We start from the raw sequence: 16,433 nt of genomic DNA, 5'->3' as shown, positions 1-16,433 counted from the left end.
CTCACGCCTCCCGCAGGCGCAGCGCCAGGCCGGACGCCCGCACCACCCGGCGACCCAGCGCGGCCCGCACCGAGGCCTCCGACCCCACCACCCGCACCTTCGTCTTGGCGCGGGTCACCGCGGTGTAGAACAACTCCCGGGTCAACAGCCGCGACTCGACCGGCGGCATCAGCACCGTCACCTCCCCGGCCTGGCTGCCTTGGCTCTTGTGGATCGTCATCGCATACATGGTCTCGACCTCGGCCAGCCGGCTGGTGGCGAACTCCAGCGGCCCGGACGCCGTCGAGATCACCGCGCGCAGCCCCTCGTTGCGCACCACGACGGCCCCGGTGTCCCCGTTGCGCAGCCCGAGCCCGTAGTCGTTGGCGGTCACCAGCAACGGTCGTCCGGCATACCACTCGGTCCACATCGGGTCACCGGTCTGCTCGGCCACCAGGCGGCGGATCTGCTGATTCCAGTGCCGCACCCCGTGCAGGCCCTCTCGGTGCGCACACAACAACCGGTGCTCGTCCAACGTCGCCACCGCCACAGCGGCATCACCGAGCAGGGCGGCCTGACGCACCGCCAAGGCATGCGGCACCACCAGAGCCGCCAACCGCTCGGCCACGTCCGGTGCGTGGTCGGTATCGATCCACTCCACGTGCTCGCCGCCGGCAGTCAGCAGGGCGATCGCCGTATCGGCGTCGCCGTCACGGATCGCCACCGCCAGCGCGCCGATCGACTCCCCGAACCGGTGCGAGGTCCGCAGCGTCGCCACCCGGGTGTCCGGCCGCGCCGCCAGCCCGTCCACCAGATCGGCCAGCACAGCGCCGGCTTCCACCGAGGCCAACTGATCGGCGTCGCCCACCAGAATCAGCCGGGCATCCGGGCGCATCGCCTCCAGCAGCCGGGCCATCAGCGTCAGCGACACCATCGAGGTTTCGTCGACGACGATCGCATCGTGCGGCAGCCGGTTGGCCCGGTTGTGGCGGAACCGCACCGAGCTGTCCGGCCGCGAACCCAGCAGGGTGTGCAACGTGGTGGCACCCAGCCCGGCCAGTCGCGTCTGATCCACCGGATCCAGCGCGGCCACCTCCGCGGCGACCGCCTCGGTCAGCCGGGCTGCGGCCTTACCGGTCGGGGCGGCCAACGCGATCCGCAGCCGGGGCGTCCCGGACTGCTCGGCGTGCTCGGCCAACAGCGCCAACAGTCGCGCCACCGTGGTGGTCTTGCCGGTTCCCGGTCCACCGGTGAGCACCGTGACCGGCTGCGACAGCGCGATTTCGGCGGCCGCACGCTGCTCATCGAACTTGCCGGGCGGGAAGAGTCGCTCAAAGGCGGGCAACTGCGCCGGTACCGTCCCGGGCGCCGACAACGCCAGCAGGTCGGTGCAGACCTGCTCCTCCTCACGCCAATACCGGTCGAGGTAGAGCAGCCGGCCGTCATAGAGCCGCAACACCTGCGCCTGCACGAGGCGACTGTCGCGCACCGCGGTCAGCCACGCCTGCGGCTCCGGCCAGGACACCTCCGCGCCGTCGGTGTCGGCGGCCACCGTCGACAGGTCCAGACACACCGACCCGTGCCGCAGTGCGCGCACCGTCAGTGCCAGCGCCAAGCCCACCGTCTCGTCGGGTTCACCAGCCAATGCGGTGATGCGTTGGGCGGCATGGACATCGGCGGCATCGAGCACGCCCGCCAGGTTGAACTCCCGCAGCAGACCGGTGGCACCGGTGGCCACCCGCCACTCCAACAACTCGCTCATGCCGCCCGCCTTGCGTGCAACAGGTCCGACAACGCCACCACCAGTGCCGTCGGCGGCTTCCAGTCGAACACCCCGGCACGGTGCCCGTCGATGACCGGGGTGTCCGGTCCGCACATGCCGCGCACGAACAGATACAGCACCCCGCCCAGATGCTGCTCGGGGTCATAGCCGGGCAGCCGCCACCGCAGGAAGCGGTGCAGCACCGCGGTATACAGCAGCGCCTGCAGCGGATAGTCCGAATGCAGCATGGCCGCGGTCAACCGGTCGAAGCCGTAGTCGGCGGCGGTGTCGCCGAGCCGGTTGGTCTTGTAGTCGACCACCAGGAAGCGCTGCTCGGGCACCCGCAGCACCACATCGATCGACCCGGACAGATAGCCGCGCAGCGGCTGGCCGCCCAGCGCCTCGGTGGCCAGCCGGTCGGCGTACGGGGCGAATGGATCATCGGCGGGCAGGTGCTCGCGCAGCAGCGTCCCGACCTCGGCCAGGCGCACGTCGGCCGCCGCGTCGCGAACATCCCCGCCGGCCAGCGGTATCTCGAAATCCAGTTCCCGCAACCGGTCCCGGGTGCCGATGTCGCGCAGCGTCAGCCCGCCGGCCAGTGGACCCAGCGGGGTATCGTGCAGGGGCACCAGCGCCGCGGCCAGCGCGGCAGGCTCGGCGTCCACCGACCACCAGGCGGCGTGCAGGCGTACCTGGGCTTCCAGCTCGGCGGCCAAGTCGGCGGCGAACGGATCGGCCGTCTCCAACACGGCATGCACCAGTGAGCCGAACGCCGCCCCGGCGGGCAGCTCGGCCATCGGCGAGACCAGATCCGCCCCGACCGGCGGCGGCTCAACCGCCACCGGCACGTCGTCGGCCTCGTCGTCGCGGGCGGTCAGCTCCGGCTCGCTGTGCACCCCGGACCCGTCCGCGCCGACCTCACTGGCATGGCGGATCAGCCCCGAATACGAGGTGCGCCGCCAGCCGGTATCGATGTGCCGGTGGAAATGCCGTGCCTGCAAGTCATCCGGGGCTGGTGCCGGGGCCACCGGGGCCAGCGGGGCGATCACCGACTCCTCGATCACCAGACCGCCGGCGGCCTCCCACTCCCGGAAACAACTCAGCGCCTCGTCATCCGACGGCTTGGGCTCGCAGCGATCCGGCACCGGAGCCTCGCCGCGGCAGCGGCCCCGCAGCAGCCGGGACAGGCCGCCGTTGGGTTCGTCGTAGGACGCCGACCACCACGCCACCACCTGTGACTGCGCGCGGGTCAGCGCCACGTAGGCGAGCCGAATGTCGTTGCGGGAGGCCTCGGCTCGGCTCAGCCGTTCCACTTCGAAGTGGTCGGCACTGTCCGGCCCGCCGACGTGCCGGCAGCGGGCCCCGTCATCGTCGTGGTAGAGCGGGACGACGTCGTCGAACATGTGCCGGTTGAACGCGAACGGCAGGTACACGATCGGGAACTGCAGACCCTTGGAGCCCCACACCGTCAGGATCTGCACGGCTTCGGCGTCGGAGTCCAGCCGACGATTGTGCTGCCCACCGCCGGTTCTGTCGCTGCACTGGCGGCGCAACCAATCCCGCAACGCCGGCAGGCCCAGCCGCTCGGCGTGCGCGACCTCATGCAGCAGCTGCGCCACATGCGCCAAATCGGTCAGGGTGCGCTCGCCGCCGTACTCGCCCAGCAGTCGGCGCTTGAGACCGGCCAATTGCGCCGCCTCGAACACTGCCGCCGGTCCGTACAACCGCAGCTCATCGGCCCAGTCCCGCAAGGTGGATGCGACCTTGTCGGTCAACGCATCCCCGCCCTCTGCCAGCGCGGCGGCGGTGTGGCCGAAGAACACCGTGGCCGCGGCGGCGCGCACCAGCCCGCTGCGATGCGTGGCGTCGAACGCCTCCAGCAGACACAACCAGTCGGCGGCCGCCGCCGAGGCGAACACGTCGGCGTCGCCGGTGAACACCGCCGGAATCCCGGCCCGCAGCAGGGCTTCTTGGCAGGCGGTCGCGTCCTTGCTGTTCTCGACGATCACCGCCACGTCGCCCGGGCTGATCGGCCGGCCGTCGAAGGTCGCGCCGCTGGCCCACAGCGCGGCGACGTCGGCGGCCAGATCGTCGGGGATGTGACGGCGCAGCTTGGGCATCGGGACGTAACGGTCGGCGCCGACGCCGAAGGTCGCGCGGCCCACCACCCGCAGCCGAAACGGCGCGGTGCTGGGCGCCCCGGCCAGGCGCGTTCCGGCGACCGCGGCCTCGACGTCGTGCACGACGATCTGCGGATCACCCAGCGCCGCACCGCCCATCACCGTCTGCAGCGCATCGACCAGCGCCGAGTCGCTGCGCCAGTTGACCGCCAGGGTGCGCTGCTGCCCGGCGGTGCGCGCCGCCTGCAGATAGGTGTAGATGTCGCCGCCGCGGAAACCGTAGATCGCCTGCTTGGGGTCGCCGATCAGCACCACCGCCGAATGCCCGACGAACCCGCGTTCGATCACCTGCCACTGGATGGGGTCGGTGTCCTGGAATTCGTCGACCATCACGATCGGCCAGCGTTGCCGCATCCGTTTGCGGGCCGGTGAATCCTCGGGCTCCAGCGCACCGGCAAGCCGGCGCAGCAGGTCGTCGTACCCCAATACCCCGAGCTGGCGTTTGCGCAGCTCCAACTCGGTGCAGACCGCGTCGATGAAGCGCAGCCGCACCTCGGCCACCGTGTCGGGTTCGGGATCCTGCGGGCGCAGTTGGGCATACGGGTCGGCGACCACCTCCCGCGCGAGTTTCAGCGCGTCGGCATAACTCAGTGCCACCTCGTCGCGCTCCGCGCCGAACTTCGCCAGGTACAGGTCGTCAACGACCCGGACCACCAGGTCGTCAAGGCTTTCCACCAACTCGACACCGACGCCGGTGTCACCGGCGATGCCCAGCGACTTGAGCACCAGATGACAGAACTGATGGGTGGTGGCGATGGTCGCCGCGTCGAAACCGGCCAGCGCGTCACGCAGCCGGCGCCGGCGCTGCTGCCGATCCTCGGCGCTGCCGCTGCACAGATGCTCGACCAGCTCATTGGGCTGCTGCGTGCCGGTGCCGTCGAGGGCGGCCAACGTCTCCACCAGTTGGCGACGCACCCGGTCCCGCAGCTCCCGGGTGGCCGCGCGGCTGAACGTGATCAGCAGCATCTCGTCCAGCTTGGCGTCGCCCTCCGCCAGATAGCGGGTCACCAGACCGGCCAGCGTGAATGTCTTACCGGTGCCGGCGCTGGCCTCCAGCACCGTGGTGGTGCCACGGGCCGGCAGCGGGCCCAGCAGATTGAAGCGTTCCATCAGCGCACCCGCCGTTCCGCGCGCAGCAGCGGTAGCCACAACCGGGCCGCCAGCGCGCCCAGTCGGGTGTCCTCACCATCGATCTCCTCACCCGGACGTGGCGGGCCCAGCAGCACGTCGAACGGTGCGCGCGGGCCCCACACCCGAACACTGGCGGGCTCGGCGTCCTCGGCGGGGTAGCGATTGGTGGTCCATTTACTGCTCGCGTACGACACCGGGTCGCGGCCGGCGTGGCGTTTCTCGGCCCACGCGAACGAGGTCTTGATCGGCAGCGGCAGTGGCTCGCAGCGGCCGATGTCGTAGAGCCACACCAGCTCCCGCAGGATGTCGATCGGCTTGGGCGGCGCTTCGAGCACCCGCTGCAGGGCACGTTCGCCGCCACGGTCCCGGCCGATGCAGCGCGCGGTCCATTCGACACCCGGACGCTGAGCAGCCAGCGCCACCAGCGGGATCCAGGCCTGCAACAAGTGGGTGTCCCGCAGTTTGGAGTAGTTGACCGACACCGTGGTGGTGTCGAAGACCGGGGTGACGGTGCCGGTCAGCCGGCGCCCGCCGCCGAGATCCAGATCGATGTCGTAGGTCGACGGCGCACCGTGGCGATATTCGAGCGCCGCGGCCGCCAACTGAACGACGCGGTCGCGGATCTGTTTGGCGGTGCGCCAACCCAATTGGCCGGGCGGCAGGCTTCCGCGGCGCCACTCGGCTGCTATGGCGTTGGCCGGATCGGCGCCCAGCAGCATGTCGTGCAGCATCCGATTGCCGACCGCCCATTCGCCCAGCGCGTCGATCTCGACGGGCATGCCGTCCTCGACCTCGTCGACCTCCCACGGCAGCGTGTAGTTCAGCGCACTGAAAAAACCCTTGACCGGGTCCTTGAGGAATTTCAGCAGGTCGACGAGTGAAACGTCTTCCGGCGGCGGTGCGGGCAGCGAGTCGGTGATGAACCGCGTTGCGGCGCGGCGGGTTCCGGCGGCCGTTCGGGCGGCCAGCGGCACCGTCGGGTCGAAGGTGAACGGCACCTCGGGGATCAGCCGGCCAGGTTCGACGTTCTTGACGTCAAACGGCTGCAGCGGATGCTCCACGACCAGGTGCTCACGTACCGGTTCGGGTGTGGTCTGGTCCAAAGTGTCGATCAACTCGGCCAGCGGGACGGCGGGCGGGCGGGGGTGGCCGCTGTGTTCATCGGCGCCGGTGTAGGTGATCACCAGCTTGTCGGTGGCGGCGGTGATCGCATCCAGCAGCAATTGGCGGTCCTCCGAACGGATGTCACGCTCACCGGTCATCGGTCGCCGCGCCAGCACGTCGTCGCCGTCGGGCAGGTCCAGGCGCGGGAACACCCCGTCGTCGACACCGAGCAGGCACACCACCCGGTGCGGCACCGACCGCATCGGCACCATGGTGCACACCGTCAGCGTGCCGGTGCGGAAGTTGGCGCGGGTTGGGCGCCCGGCCAGATGCCCGGCCATCAGCACGCGCACATCGGGCAGTCGCAGTGCGGTACCGCGGCGCATCCCGGCGTCGTCGAGCACCTGCGCCAGCTCCCGCTGCAGATGCGCGCTCTGCCAGGCCTCACTGCCGGGATCGGCCAGCTCAGCGACTCCCTCGCGCAACGCGGTGATCCACTCCTCTAGTGGCCGGGTGCCCTCCAACGTCTCGACCGCCGACTGCAAGCGCGCCACGAACTCGGCGAGTTTCCCGGCCAACTCCACCTGACTGCTGCCGACGTCGTCGAGGGGCAGTGCGGTGTCCAGCCAGGCCTGCGAGTCGTCGGACATCGCCACGCCGGTCAGGATGCGGTCCAGGCCGAATCGCCAGGTGTTGTGCACGATGTGTGACAGCCCGTAGCGCTCACGGGTGTGCGGATCAAAGCCCCAGCGGATGTTGGCGGTACGCACCCAGGTGGTGATCTGGTCCAGATCGTTGTCGGTGAAGCCGAACCGCGCCCGCACCGGGTCGGCGTGGGCGAGGTTGAGCACGGCGGTGGCGGTGGCGCGGCTGTCGGCGATCTCGAGCAGCTCGGCGGCCACGGCCAGCAGCGGATTGGTCTGGGTCAGTGCCCGGTCGGCGAGCTGCACCCGCAACCGGTGCGCGGGGTGGGTGTCGCCGACCAGCTCGCCCAGACCGAAGTCGGCGACGATCAACGGCGCATAGGTCTCGATGTCGGGGCACATCACCACGATGTCGCGGGGCTCCAGCGTCGGATCGTCGTGCAGCAGGCCGAGTAGGACTTCGCGCAGGACGTCGACTTGACGGGCCGGGCTGTGGCAACTGTGCACCTGTACCGAGCGGTCGGCTGGGGTGTGGCGGCGGCCGTCGGGGCGCAGCGCATTGGCGCTCAGATCGGACTGCAGCCAGCCCAAGAGTGTGTCCGGTCGCATTGCGGCGCCCAGGTATTCATCGCTGTCGGGCGCGGCGGGCAGGCCGCGCTGCAGCTCACGAAGGTCGCGACCGAGGGTTTCCAGTAGGGGGTGGTGGGCGCGATGCCGGGTTTGGTCGTCGGCACGCGCGACGGCGCCGTGCACGTCACTAAGTGCGTGCCACAGCGCATCGGAGGGGTGCGGCAGCCACAGGTGCAGGTCGTGATGGGTGGCCAGCGCCTGCAGCAACTCGATGTCGGTGCACGCCAACCGGGTGTGCCCGAACAACGACAGCCGGGCCGGCAGGGTCTCGGTCGGTGCCTGGCGCAGCCGCGTGAGGGTCTCGCGATGCCGGATGTGCGGGGGATCGATTCCGATGGCGGCCACCAGCGCCCGCCACAGCGGGGGCTGCCAGGCCAAGTCGTCGTGCAACGGCCCGCCGGCGCCGTCGGTGGCCTGCCCGGCGCCCCAGTCGACGAGCAGCTGCGGACGCTGGCGGGCGTATGAGGCGAACAGTCCGGCCAGCCGGCGTGCCACCGCATAGCGCCGGCCGCGGCGCAGCTCCCCTTCGGGGGTGGAGTCGCCGTGGCCCAAATGCTTTGCCAGCGTGGCACACCACGGCGCATCCAGATTCGCGTCGATAACCGCCAGCAGGGGCCAGGTCATGGCGTCCGGGGACCACGGATCGTCGTCGCCGGCTCCGGTGATCTCGGCGATTAGCGAGGTCGGGTTGCGAAACTGGACACCCGCGCACACCCCGTCGCCGTCGGGCCCGGCACCCAGCACGTGTGACAGGCGCTGGGAGAGCCAGCGCTCGACCCCGCGCGCGGGCACCAGCACCAGCTCCTGGGCGAACGGGTCGGCCGGCGGCGTCGCCAGCAGCGCACCGAGGCCGTCGGCGAGGACGTCGGTGCGCTCGGCGCGGTGCAGGTGCAGTCCCATCGCGGCCACCATAAACCGCCGCACCGACACCCGGCGGCGCGCCGCACGCCCCGGCTGCGGGTGAACCATTGGCCGGTCGTGATCGTGGTGCCTTATATGAGGATCTACACGCTGATCGTTTCCGCCGTCGCCGCGCTGGTCGTCGGGCTGGGCTGCCCGCCGGCCGCCACCGCCGCCGATGACCGATTGCAGTTCACCGCCACCACCATCGACGGGACCCCGTTCAACGGCGCCAGCCTGCAGGGCAAGCCCGCGGTGCTGTGGTTCTGGCAGCCGAGCTGCCCGTTCTGCAACGCCGAGGCGCCGTCGGTCAGCCAGGTCGCGGCCGCCAACCCCCGGGTGACGTTCATCGGGGTGGCGGGACGCTCGGATGTGGCGTCGATGCGCGCCTTCGCGGCCAAGTACCACCTGAACTTCGCCAACCTCAACGACGCCGACGGTTCCATCTGGACGCGCTTCGGGGTGCCGTGGCAGCCCGCCTACGTTTTCGAGCGCTCCGATGGCACGTCGACATTCGTGAACAACCCGACGTCGGCGATGTCGCAGCAGGAGCTGTCCGACCGCGTCGCGGCGCTGACGTAGGTGAACCAGAATCTGCCGGCGCTGGCCTTCGCTGCAGGGCTGGTGGCGGCCCTGAATCCGTGTGGGTTCGCGCTGCTGCCCGCCTACCTGGCATTGGTGGTGCGCGGTGAGCGGACCGGCGGGTGGGACGCGGTGGGCCGGGCGTTGGCGGCCACCGCTGCGATGACCGTGGGCTTTCTGGCGGTTTTCGGCGCATTCGGGCTGCTCACCATCACGGTGGCGACACGGGTGCAGCGCTACCTGCCGTATGCCACGGTGGTGATCGGCATCGTGCTGGTCGTCCTGGGTGTTTGGCTGCTGGCGGGTCGGCGGCTGGCGGTTGCGACGTTCGGCGGACGGTGGGCGCCCACCGCTCGGATCGGGTCGATGCTCGGCTACGGGGTGGGCTACGCGTGCGCGTCACTGGGCTGCACGATCGGCCCGTTTCTGGCGGTCACCGGGGCGGCATTGGGCGGTGGCCGCGAGGCGGTGACGGTCTATCTGGCGTATGCGGCCGGGTTCGGGCTACTGGTCGGGGTGCTGGCGATCGCGGTCGCGTTGGCGCGTTCCGCGCTGATCGACAAGATCCGGCGAATCACCCGCTACGCCAGCCGGATCAGCGGTGCGCTGCTGCTGGCTGTCGGACTCTATGTCGGCTACTACGGCTACTACGAGGTCCGCCTGTTCGCCGGCGACGTCAGCCCGGATGATCCGGTGCTGGCCGCGGCGGGACGGTTACAGGGGACGCTCGCCGGGTGGGTGCATCAGCACGGCGCCTGGCCATGGCTGGTGGTGTTGCTGTTTCTGCTGCTGGGCGCCCTGCTGCGGGCTCTTCGCCTGGCTCGTCGACGCGACACCGACCGGGCGCCCTCGTAGTCTTGAAATTGTGAAAGCCGCCAATTGCAACCGCAGTGAGGTCCCTGTTGAGAGCGCGGTGCCGGAGGTCCGGGAGTGACGGCGGGCATCAAGCGCATCGCGATCAGCACCGGTGGCGGTGATGCGCCCGGCCTGAACGCCGTCATCTACGCCGCCACCCTGGCCGCCCGGCGCCGGGGCTGGGATGTGGTCGGGATCCGCGACGGCTACAACGGTCTGTTGCGGGGCGAGGACTATCCCGGCGGCGGGCTGATCGAGCTGACCCGTGACCGGGTGCGCGGCATCATCCACCAGGGCGGCACCATTTTGGGCAGCACCAACCGCGGCAACCCGACCGCCTACCCGGTGCAGCAGCCCGACGGCACGTGGATCGAACAGGACCGCACCGACGAGCTGCTCGAGCGCTTCGCCGAGCACTCGATCGACGCGCTGATCACGATCGGCGGCGACGGCTCCCTGGCGATCGGCAATCACCTGCACAAAGCCGGTCTGCGACTGGTGGGGGTGCCCAAGACCATCGACAACGATCTGGAGGGCACCGCGGCGACGTTCGGCTTCGACAGTGCGGTCGGCTTCGCCTCGGAGTGCATCGATCGGTTGTTCTCCACCGCGACCTCGCACAGCCGGATCATCGTGGTGGAGGTGATGGGCCGCTATGCCGGCTGGATCGCGCTGCATGCCGGGTTGGCCTCCGGGGTGCATGCCATCCTGCTCCCGGAGATCCCGTACCGGCTCGAACCGGTGGCGGCGTTGATCAACGAACGCGCACAACGTGGTTCGACGTACTCGATTGTCTGCGTCGCGGAAGGCGCCAAGCCGGTGGGCGGCGAGCTCACGGTCGCAGGCAAGGCGGTGGGCCAGGCCGAACGCCTGGGCGGTGTGGGCGTCAAGGTTGCCGCCGAACTCGAGGTGCTCACCGGCCGCGAGTCGCGTGCCGTGGTGCTCGGGCACCTGTTGCGTGGCGGTTCGCCGACGTCGGTGGACCGGCTGCTGGGCCTGCGGTTCGGCGCTGCTGCGGTGCGGGCCCTGGACGAGGGGCGCAACGGGGTGATGGTGGCGCTCAACCCGCCGACGGTCGATTTTGTGCCGTTGGCGGAGGCCACTCGCCAGATGAAAACCGTTGCTCTGGACTGTGACTCGATCCAGACGGCCCGCGACCTGGGAATCAGGTTCGGGGATGAGGATCTGGCTGACTGAGGCGGCTTCCCGGTAGCGCGGCTCTGGCATGGATTGGGCGCAGTCACGTCCGTCTCAGGCGTCACGGGGAGGTAGGGGTGTGGTGTGTGCCCGCCTCTGAGCGACAAGCGATGTTATGTCAGGCGGTGAAAGGGGCCGCCGGCGAGAAGGGTCCCGGGGGAGGGCCCGGCGAGAGCCTCCAGGAGGCGCCTGGCGGGAAATGGGCCTGGCGGGAAATGGGCCTGGCGGGACCGGGGCACCGGCGGTAAGCGGATGGCGGGGAATTAGGCCTGCTGAAAGGGTTCGGCGGGAAATTGGGCCGGCTGAAAAGGGTTCGACTGGATATTGGGCCGGACTTGAAAGGTTCAGCGGAAAGTGGCGCTTGGCGGGAATTGGGCGCCGACGGAGGCCCCAGCACGCCAACATCAGTTGACATAACGGAGTTTGTCGCTCAGAGGCGGGCACATGCGCACATCCTCTGAACTCGTGAGGCGTGGGGCGCGTGTGGTTATCCAAAAGTACAGCGGCCTCAGTAGGTGACGGTAAACCCGTGCCGCAGCACCAGATCCGCGGTGATATCCGGGCGTTCGCTCAGCGGCCAGTGCTCAACGGTGAACGCCCCAACATCGAAGAACGCGTAGTTGACCGACGTCTCCGGGGTGGTGCGTGAGCGGTAGACGATCGCATCCGGGCACTCGTCGGGCTCGGGCCACCAGCGGCGCACCGCGTCTGCCAACTGTTGGCAGGTGGCCCACACCATCTCATGCTGGCCGGTGCTGATCTGGTCGTCGACGCCGAGCGCATCCAGGTTGCGCTCCGTGCGCAGATCGAGCACCCGCAGGTGTCGAGCCGCGGACAGTCGCACCAAGTGGTGGCGGGCGTGATCGGAGGGGATCATCAACCCGGTCAGTCGGTAGCGCTCCCGGAACGCCCCGACGAGATCGGTTGCCGCGTAACGGGTACGGAAGGCCCCCGACGGCGGATCGAACCGATATCGCGGCCGGTCGAAACCGCCCCAGGCCCACCGGTCAGGTTGCTCGGCATCCAGGCGCCACAGCTGTGTTCCGGCGGGGATCCGTCGGCGGCGCAGTCCACTGGGCCGGACATCGGGCAGCGGCGCCCGATAGCCGGCGGGAAGGTCAGGCACCGAGCGAAGTCAGCAGTCGACGTGCAGCCGACGCGGTCTCGCTGTGGCGCAGCGCCTCGGCGATCGAGACTCCGCCCAATTCGGCATGGGTGAGCCGCATGATGCGGTCGGCGGCCAGCGGGTCGCTGGTGAATCGGCCCAGCAGCTCCAGGATCTCGGGCAGTTCGGGGCGCAGTCGGGCGTCCTCGAATTGCCATGCCGGGAACCAGGTCTGGTTTCCCACGGCCGCGCCGATGATCTTGCCCCGGCTGCGCAGTCGATGCACCGCCTGCGGGGTGCCCAGCCGCAGTAGATCTTGGACCTTCGGGGTGGGCAGCGCCCCGGCGACGAAGTCATCGACGAGGGCGGCGCGCCGCTGGTCGTTCAGTGCGTGGGCGGCGATGCGTTCGAGCGTGCCCTGGGGTGCGGTGGGTGCTTCCAGAAGTGCGTCGAGGACCAGGGCGAACCCGGCGTCGGTGCGCGCGCGTTCGGCGACCTGACGGGCGATCGGGGCGACGGCGGTGGGCATGCGTCCAATACTACCCGCCGCTGCCCAGGATTGAAACAATCGAAACAATCATTCCGGAGCGGGCCCAGATCGGCGACTCAGCGCGCGCCGGCCCAGCACGCCGGCCGTCAGCGCACCGATCGCGCCCAGCAGCGGCCACACTCCCAACGCCTCCACCTGGTCGGCCACCCACGACTGCACCGCAACCACCGCGCCGACCACCGGATCATCAGCGTCGCCCCCGGCGAAGTACAACCGGATTTCGTAGTAGCCGTAATAGCTGACATACAACCCGGTCACCAGCACGATCAGCCCGGCGATGCTTCCCACATACGGCAGCACCCGTCGCAACGCGGAACCGGCAGTCGAACCCGCCACCGCCACCGCCAGTGCCGCAACGCCGACGGTGATGCTCATGCCCGCCGCGTAGGCGATGAACGCCAGCACACCGGCCACCGTCGACCCCTGCCGGAAGGTCGTGCTGATCACCGCCAGAAACGGCGCGATGGTGCAGGACAGCGACGCCACGGCGTAGCCGACGCCGTAGCCGTACATCGAGCTCAGCCGTGCCGTGGGCGTGCCGCCCGTGCTCGGCAGCAGCAGTGAGATTTCGCGGCCGGCCAACAGCCAGACGCCCATCGCCAGCAGCGCCACACCGACCACCACGGTGGCGAACGGCAGATACCTCTGCGCCGACGCGATCAACGGTGAGACCGCCAACCCGAAGATCGCGAACACCGTCAGGAATCCGGTAGCCATCACCACGGTGGCCACCGCGGCTCGCACCAGCGCGACCGGACGTGAGGTGTCTCGGCTGGCGGCAATCACCAGCCCCAAATAGCCCGGAAGAAAAGCGAACCCACACGGGTTCAGCCCCGCCACCAGCCCTGCACCCAGGGCGAAACCGAGTGCGGCGGCGTCGATCACGAACCCGTCAGGGCCTGCAGCCGCCTGGTGAGCTCGGCTTCGGCGAGTGAACCCGTCACCACCTCGACCCGCCCATCGGGCTTGATGAAGGCGTACGCGGGCTGCCGTGTCACCCCGAACCGGGCCCATATCGCGGCGTCGGTGTCGGCCAACTCGGTGAACTCGTCAACGCCGTACCTGGCGACGAACGCCCGCAACGCGTCCAACCGGTCCTGCGCACCCACGCCGACGAACGTCACCTTGGGGTGTGCGGCGGCCAGTCGGGCGACCATCGGTGCATCCCGTTGGCACAGCGGGCACCAGGGCGCCCAGAACCACAGCACCGCCGGCCTGCCGAAAAGGCTTGCGCCGGAAAATGGTCGGCCGTCCAGCGTTTGCCCGGCGAAATCAAGTTGGGTGTCCTCGGCCTGGGTCTGCGATCCACAGCCGAAGAGCAACACGGCTATCGCTGCCACCGCCATGAGCAGTACGGCCAATTGGCGACGCCCAGCGGCCCTGTCATGCGGCATACCGGGGAGTATGCCATCGCCCCTGCGTCGCTGTTTCGGACAGTGAGCACGGCAGGCATGCTGGAAGCCATGAACCGTAGCCAGATAACTGAGCAGATCATCGCCGCCCGCCTCGCCAAGGGACTTACCTGGCAGGAATTGGCCGACGCGATCGGCAAGCCGGTCGTGTGGACCACCTCGGCGCTGCTGGGCCAGCACCCCATCCCCGCCGAGCTGGGCGCCACGCTGGCGGGCCTGCTGGGGCTGGACCCGGCGGTGGTGCCGGTGCTGGCCGCGGTCCCGGTGCGCGGCGGTCTCACCCAGCCGCCCACCGACCCCACCATCTATCGGCTCTACGAAGCAGTGGGTGTTTACGGCCCGGCGATCAAGGAATTGATCCACGAGCAGTTCGGCGACGGCATCATGAGCGCGATCAACTTCAGCCTGAACCTCGAGCGCAAGCCGCACCCGGGCGGCGACCGGGTGGTCATCACCTTCGACGGCAAGTTCTTGCCCTACGAATGGAACTCAGCGGACTGAGAAGCCTGGAGATGGCCGCGCGCAGCACCCAGCCACTGACCGCCGATCTGGTGTTGTCCGGCGGGGGAGTGCGCTTCATCGGGCTGGTCGGCGCGGTGGTCGCTTTGATGGACGCCGGCTACTCGGTGCAGCGCATTTCCGGGGTGTCCGGCGGCTCGGTGGTGGGCACGATCCTGGCGGCCGCCGCCCAGGGCGATCAGTTGACCGCGGCGCAGGTCAAAGATCTGGCGCTGTCGGTACCACTGCACACCTGGCGTGACGCGGGGCCGATCCCCCTGGTCGGTCCGGTGTGGGGGTTCCTGCGCGACAGCGCCCTCTATCGCGGCGACGTCGCCCATGAGTGGATCCGCGGGGAGCTGGCGAACCTGGGCGTGCGCACCTGGGGAGATCTGGCCTACCCGGCCGACAACCTGATGCCCGAGCGGCGCTACCGCGCCGTGGTCACGGTGACCGACGTGACGACCGGGCAGCTGGTCCGGCTGCCGTGGGACTACCGGCGGGTGTACGGGCTCGATCCCGACGAACAGCCCGTCGCCGACGCGGTGCGCGCCTCGATGGCGGTGCCGTTCTTCTACCGACCGGTGACGCTGACCAGCGCCGGCGGGCTGCGATCCACCCTGGTAGACGGTGGGGTGCTGTCGAACTTCCCGATCTACACCTTTGACCGGCTCGACGGCCGGCCACCACAGTGGCCCACCTTCGGCGTCACGGTGGTCCCGGAGCTCTCCGACGGCATCGGCGCCATGGTTCCGGTGTTACGGCCGCTGCGATTGTTCGGGCAGTCGCTGCTGCTGGAGAACCTGATCAGCACCATGCTGGTCGGGCACGATCAGACCTACCTGAACCAGCCGTGGGTCAGTGTGCGGGCCATCAGGGTCCATTCCACCGATGTCAGCGTGCTGGACTTCGACATCTCCCGAGACCGGCTCGAAAAGCTCTACGACAACGGCTACACCGCCGCGAACGAGTTTCTGTCGACCTGGGATTGGGAGTCCTACCTGCAACGTTTCCGGGCGTCGCACTACCCCACCGAGGACACCCCCGGCAGCGACTGACGCCGGGCCTTTAGTTGCGGTGTTTGCCCAGCTCGGCGCTGGCGTCGCCGAGTCGCACCGTGATGTCGGTGTTGCCCGAAGCCTCCAGCTGCTCGCGGCCCCGCAACCGGTCCTGGATCTCGCGGGCCGCGCCGTTGATCCGCTCGATCTCGGCGCGGAAAACATCAGGCCGGGTCTCTTTGCTGGCGTAGTGGAAGTAGCTGAGCAGACTGCGCAGCAGCTCCAGCTTCTGCTTCTCGCGCTTGGCCAGGTCGTGCGTCGTCATCAACTCGACCCGGCGCACCGGGGGCAGATCGCCCCAGTCGAGGACCACTTTGTTCTCGTAGCGAGGCTGCTTGCCACGCCGCCCGAACCAGCCCTTCGGCTCGCCGGGGCTGTCGGCGTAGCTGATCGTCCCGGTGAACCGCGACTCGATGCCCTCACCGAGTTCGGCGCGGTCGATCGCCGAGTCCCACACCGTTCGCCATTCCTGATTCGGCGCCAGCACCGTCAGTTCTTCGGGCAGCTGCAGCGCGACCACGTCCGCGTAGCCGTCCGAGGCGGTCTCGTAGCGGGCCACGGTCGGCGGCTGGTCGAAGGAGAACCGGATGTCATAGGCGGCGGTCTTGCCGAAGTTGCGGACCACCAGCTCGATGACGTGCCAGTCGGCGGCGTGCGGCTCCATGAACATCGCCACGTGCGGGCGGGTCTGCTCGGTGGCCAATCGACGGTTGCGCTGCAGTTGACGGTGCAGATAGAACAGCGCCAGCACGGTGATGGCGATGGCCAGCCAGGCCGCCCAGGCCAGCCAGGCCTCCGCACCGGCGTGCGCGACGTCGTACAAGCGGTCCTCAACTGATTCCATCA

At 69.5% G+C, this 16,433-nt stretch carries 13 protein-coding genes; 5 read left to right on the top strand and 8 right to left on the bottom strand.

The features are described from left to right. Position 1: 1 nt before the first annotated feature. Genes recD through recC form a run of 3 tightly spaced genes read right to left on the bottom strand, consistent with a single transcriptional unit; the run spans position 2 to position 8,330 of the window. Complete coding sequence (gene recD / locus AWC18_RS07230; RefSeq protein ID WP_109560010.1) at positions 2 to 1,741, bottom strand: exodeoxyribonuclease V subunit alpha; 1,740 nt, start codon at positions 1,739 to 1,741, stop codon at positions 2 to 4. Then, on the bottom strand, positions 1,738 to 5,031 hold the full coding sequence (recB, locus tag AWC18_RS07225; protein WP_085138240.1) for an exodeoxyribonuclease V subunit beta: 3,294 nt from the start codon (positions 5,029 to 5,031) through the stop codon (positions 1,738 to 1,740). The genes recD and recB overlap by 4 nt, the downstream gene beginning before the upstream one ends. Continuing rightward, complete coding sequence (gene recC, locus AWC18_RS07220) at positions 5,031 to 8,330, bottom strand: exodeoxyribonuclease V subunit gamma (protein WP_085138271.1); 3,300 nt, start codon at positions 8,328 to 8,330, stop codon at positions 5,031 to 5,033. The genes recB and recC overlap by 1 nt, the downstream gene beginning before the upstream one ends. Before the next feature lie 96 nt (positions 8,331 to 8,426). Here recC and AWC18_RS07215 point away from each other — a divergent pair, with 96 nt between their 5' ends. From AWC18_RS07215 to AWC18_RS07205, 3 genes are all read left to right on the top strand, one after another. After that, entirely contained in the window at positions 8,427 to 8,912 is a 486-nt protein-coding gene (locus AWC18_RS07215) for a protein disulfide oxidoreductase (RefSeq protein ID WP_085138269.1), read from the top strand. Next, on the top strand, positions 8,913 to 9,767 hold the full coding sequence (locus tag AWC18_RS07210) for a cytochrome c biogenesis CcdA family protein (RefSeq protein ID WP_085138239.1): 855 nt from the start codon (positions 8,913 to 8,915) through the stop codon (positions 9,765 to 9,767). It begins immediately after the preceding gene. 75 nt (positions 9,768 to 9,842) lie between these two features. Continuing rightward, complete coding sequence (locus AWC18_RS07205) at positions 9,843 to 10,964, top strand: 6-phosphofructokinase (protein ID WP_085138238.1); 1,122 nt, start codon at positions 9,843 to 9,845, stop codon at positions 10,962 to 10,964. 508 nt (positions 10,965 to 11,472) lie between these two features. Here AWC18_RS07205 and AWC18_RS07200 read toward each other — a convergent pair. Genes AWC18_RS07200 through AWC18_RS07185 form a run of 4 tightly spaced genes read right to left on the bottom strand, consistent with a single transcriptional unit; the run spans position 11,473 to position 14,013 of the window. Then, complete coding sequence (locus tag AWC18_RS07200; protein WP_085138237.1) at positions 11,473 to 12,090, bottom strand: RES family NAD+ phosphorylase; 618 nt, start codon at positions 12,088 to 12,090, stop codon at positions 11,473 to 11,475. Continuing rightward, positions 12,083 to 12,598, bottom strand: coding sequence for a hypothetical protein (locus tag AWC18_RS07195; protein ID WP_085138236.1), 516 nt, complete (start codon positions 12,596 to 12,598; stop codon positions 12,083 to 12,085). Before AWC18_RS07195 ends, AWC18_RS07200 begins: the two co-directional genes overlap by 8 nt. Positions 12,599 to 12,646: 48 nt before the next feature. Next, positions 12,647 to 13,504: a cytochrome c biogenesis CcdA family protein gene (locus tag AWC18_RS07190; RefSeq protein ID WP_085138235.1), complete on the bottom strand. Its 858-nt coding sequence runs from the start codon at positions 13,502 to 13,504 to the stop codon at positions 12,647 to 12,649. Further along, the gene (locus AWC18_RS07185) at positions 13,501 to 14,013 is read right to left on the bottom strand and encodes a redoxin domain-containing protein (protein ID WP_085138234.1); all 513 of its coding nucleotides are present in this window, start codon (positions 14,011 to 14,013) and stop codon (positions 13,501 to 13,503) included. Before AWC18_RS07185 ends, AWC18_RS07190 begins: the two co-directional genes overlap by 4 nt. Positions 14,014 to 14,082: 69 nt before the next feature. Here AWC18_RS07185 and cynS point away from each other — a divergent pair, with 69 nt between their 5' ends. Both cynS and AWC18_RS07175 read left to right on the top strand, forming a co-directional pair. Continuing rightward, positions 14,083 to 14,532 carry a cyanase gene (cynS, locus tag AWC18_RS07180; protein WP_474627572.1) on the top strand — a complete coding sequence of 150 codons (450 nt, stop codon included), beginning with the start codon at positions 14,083 to 14,085 and terminating at the stop codon, positions 14,530 to 14,532. 11 nt (positions 14,533 to 14,543) lie between these two features. After that, positions 14,544 to 15,587: a patatin-like phospholipase family protein gene (locus AWC18_RS07175; protein ID WP_085138268.1), complete on the top strand. Its 1,044-nt coding sequence runs from the start codon at positions 14,544 to 14,546 to the stop codon at positions 15,585 to 15,587. A 10-nt stretch (positions 15,588 to 15,597) separates the two neighbouring features. On the opposite strand, the gene AWC18_RS07170 is transcribed toward AWC18_RS07175, so the two are convergent. Next, positions 15,598 to 16,431: a DUF8453 domain-containing protein gene (locus AWC18_RS07170; protein WP_085138232.1), complete on the bottom strand. Its 834-nt coding sequence runs from the start codon at positions 16,429 to 16,431 to the stop codon at positions 15,598 to 15,600. Positions 16,432 to 16,433 lie beyond the last annotated feature (2 nt).

This window comes from Mycolicibacter nonchromogenicus, assembly GCF_002101775.1.
Taxonomy (GTDB): Bacteria; Actinomycetota; Actinomycetes; order Mycobacteriales; family Mycobacteriaceae; genus Mycobacterium; species Mycobacterium nonchromogenicum.
Note: the sequence above shows the minus strand (reverse complement) of the source record. Positions and strands in the feature narration are given on the sequence as shown.

Bases quoted from the DNA above. Each gene is read 5' to 3' on its own strand.
- recD (WP_109560010.1), bottom strand. From the start codon at position 1,741: ATGAGCGAGTTGTTGGAGTGGCGGGTGGCCACCGGTGCCACCGGTCTG.
- recB (WP_085138240.1), bottom strand. From the start codon at position 5,031: ATGGAACGCTTCAATCTGCTGGGCCCGCTGCCGGCCCGTGGCACCACC.
- recC (WP_085138271.1), bottom strand. From the start codon at position 8,330: ATGGGACTGCACCTGCACCGCGCCGAGCGCACCGACGTCCTCGCCGAC.
- AWC18_RS07215 (WP_085138269.1), top strand. From the start codon at position 8,427: ATGAGGATCTACACGCTGATCGTTTCCGCCGTCGCCGCGCTGGTCGTC.
- AWC18_RS07195 (WP_085138236.1), bottom strand. From the start codon at position 12,598: ATGCCCACCGCCGTCGCCCCGATCGCCCGTCAGGTCGCCGAACGCGCG.
- AWC18_RS07185 (WP_085138234.1), bottom strand. From the start codon at position 14,013: ATGCCGCATGACAGGGCCGCTGGGCGTCGCCAATTGGCCGTACTGCTC.
- cynS (WP_474627572.1), top strand. From the start codon at position 14,083: ATGAACCGTAGCCAGATAACTGAGCAGATCATCGCCGCCCGCCTCGCC.
- AWC18_RS07175 (WP_085138268.1), top strand. From the start codon at position 14,544: ATGGCCGCGCGCAGCACCCAGCCACTGACCGCCGATCTGGTGTTGTCC.
- AWC18_RS07170 (WP_085138232.1), bottom strand. From the start codon at position 16,431: ATGGAATCAGTTGAGGACCGCTTGTACGACGTCGCGCACGCCGGTGCG.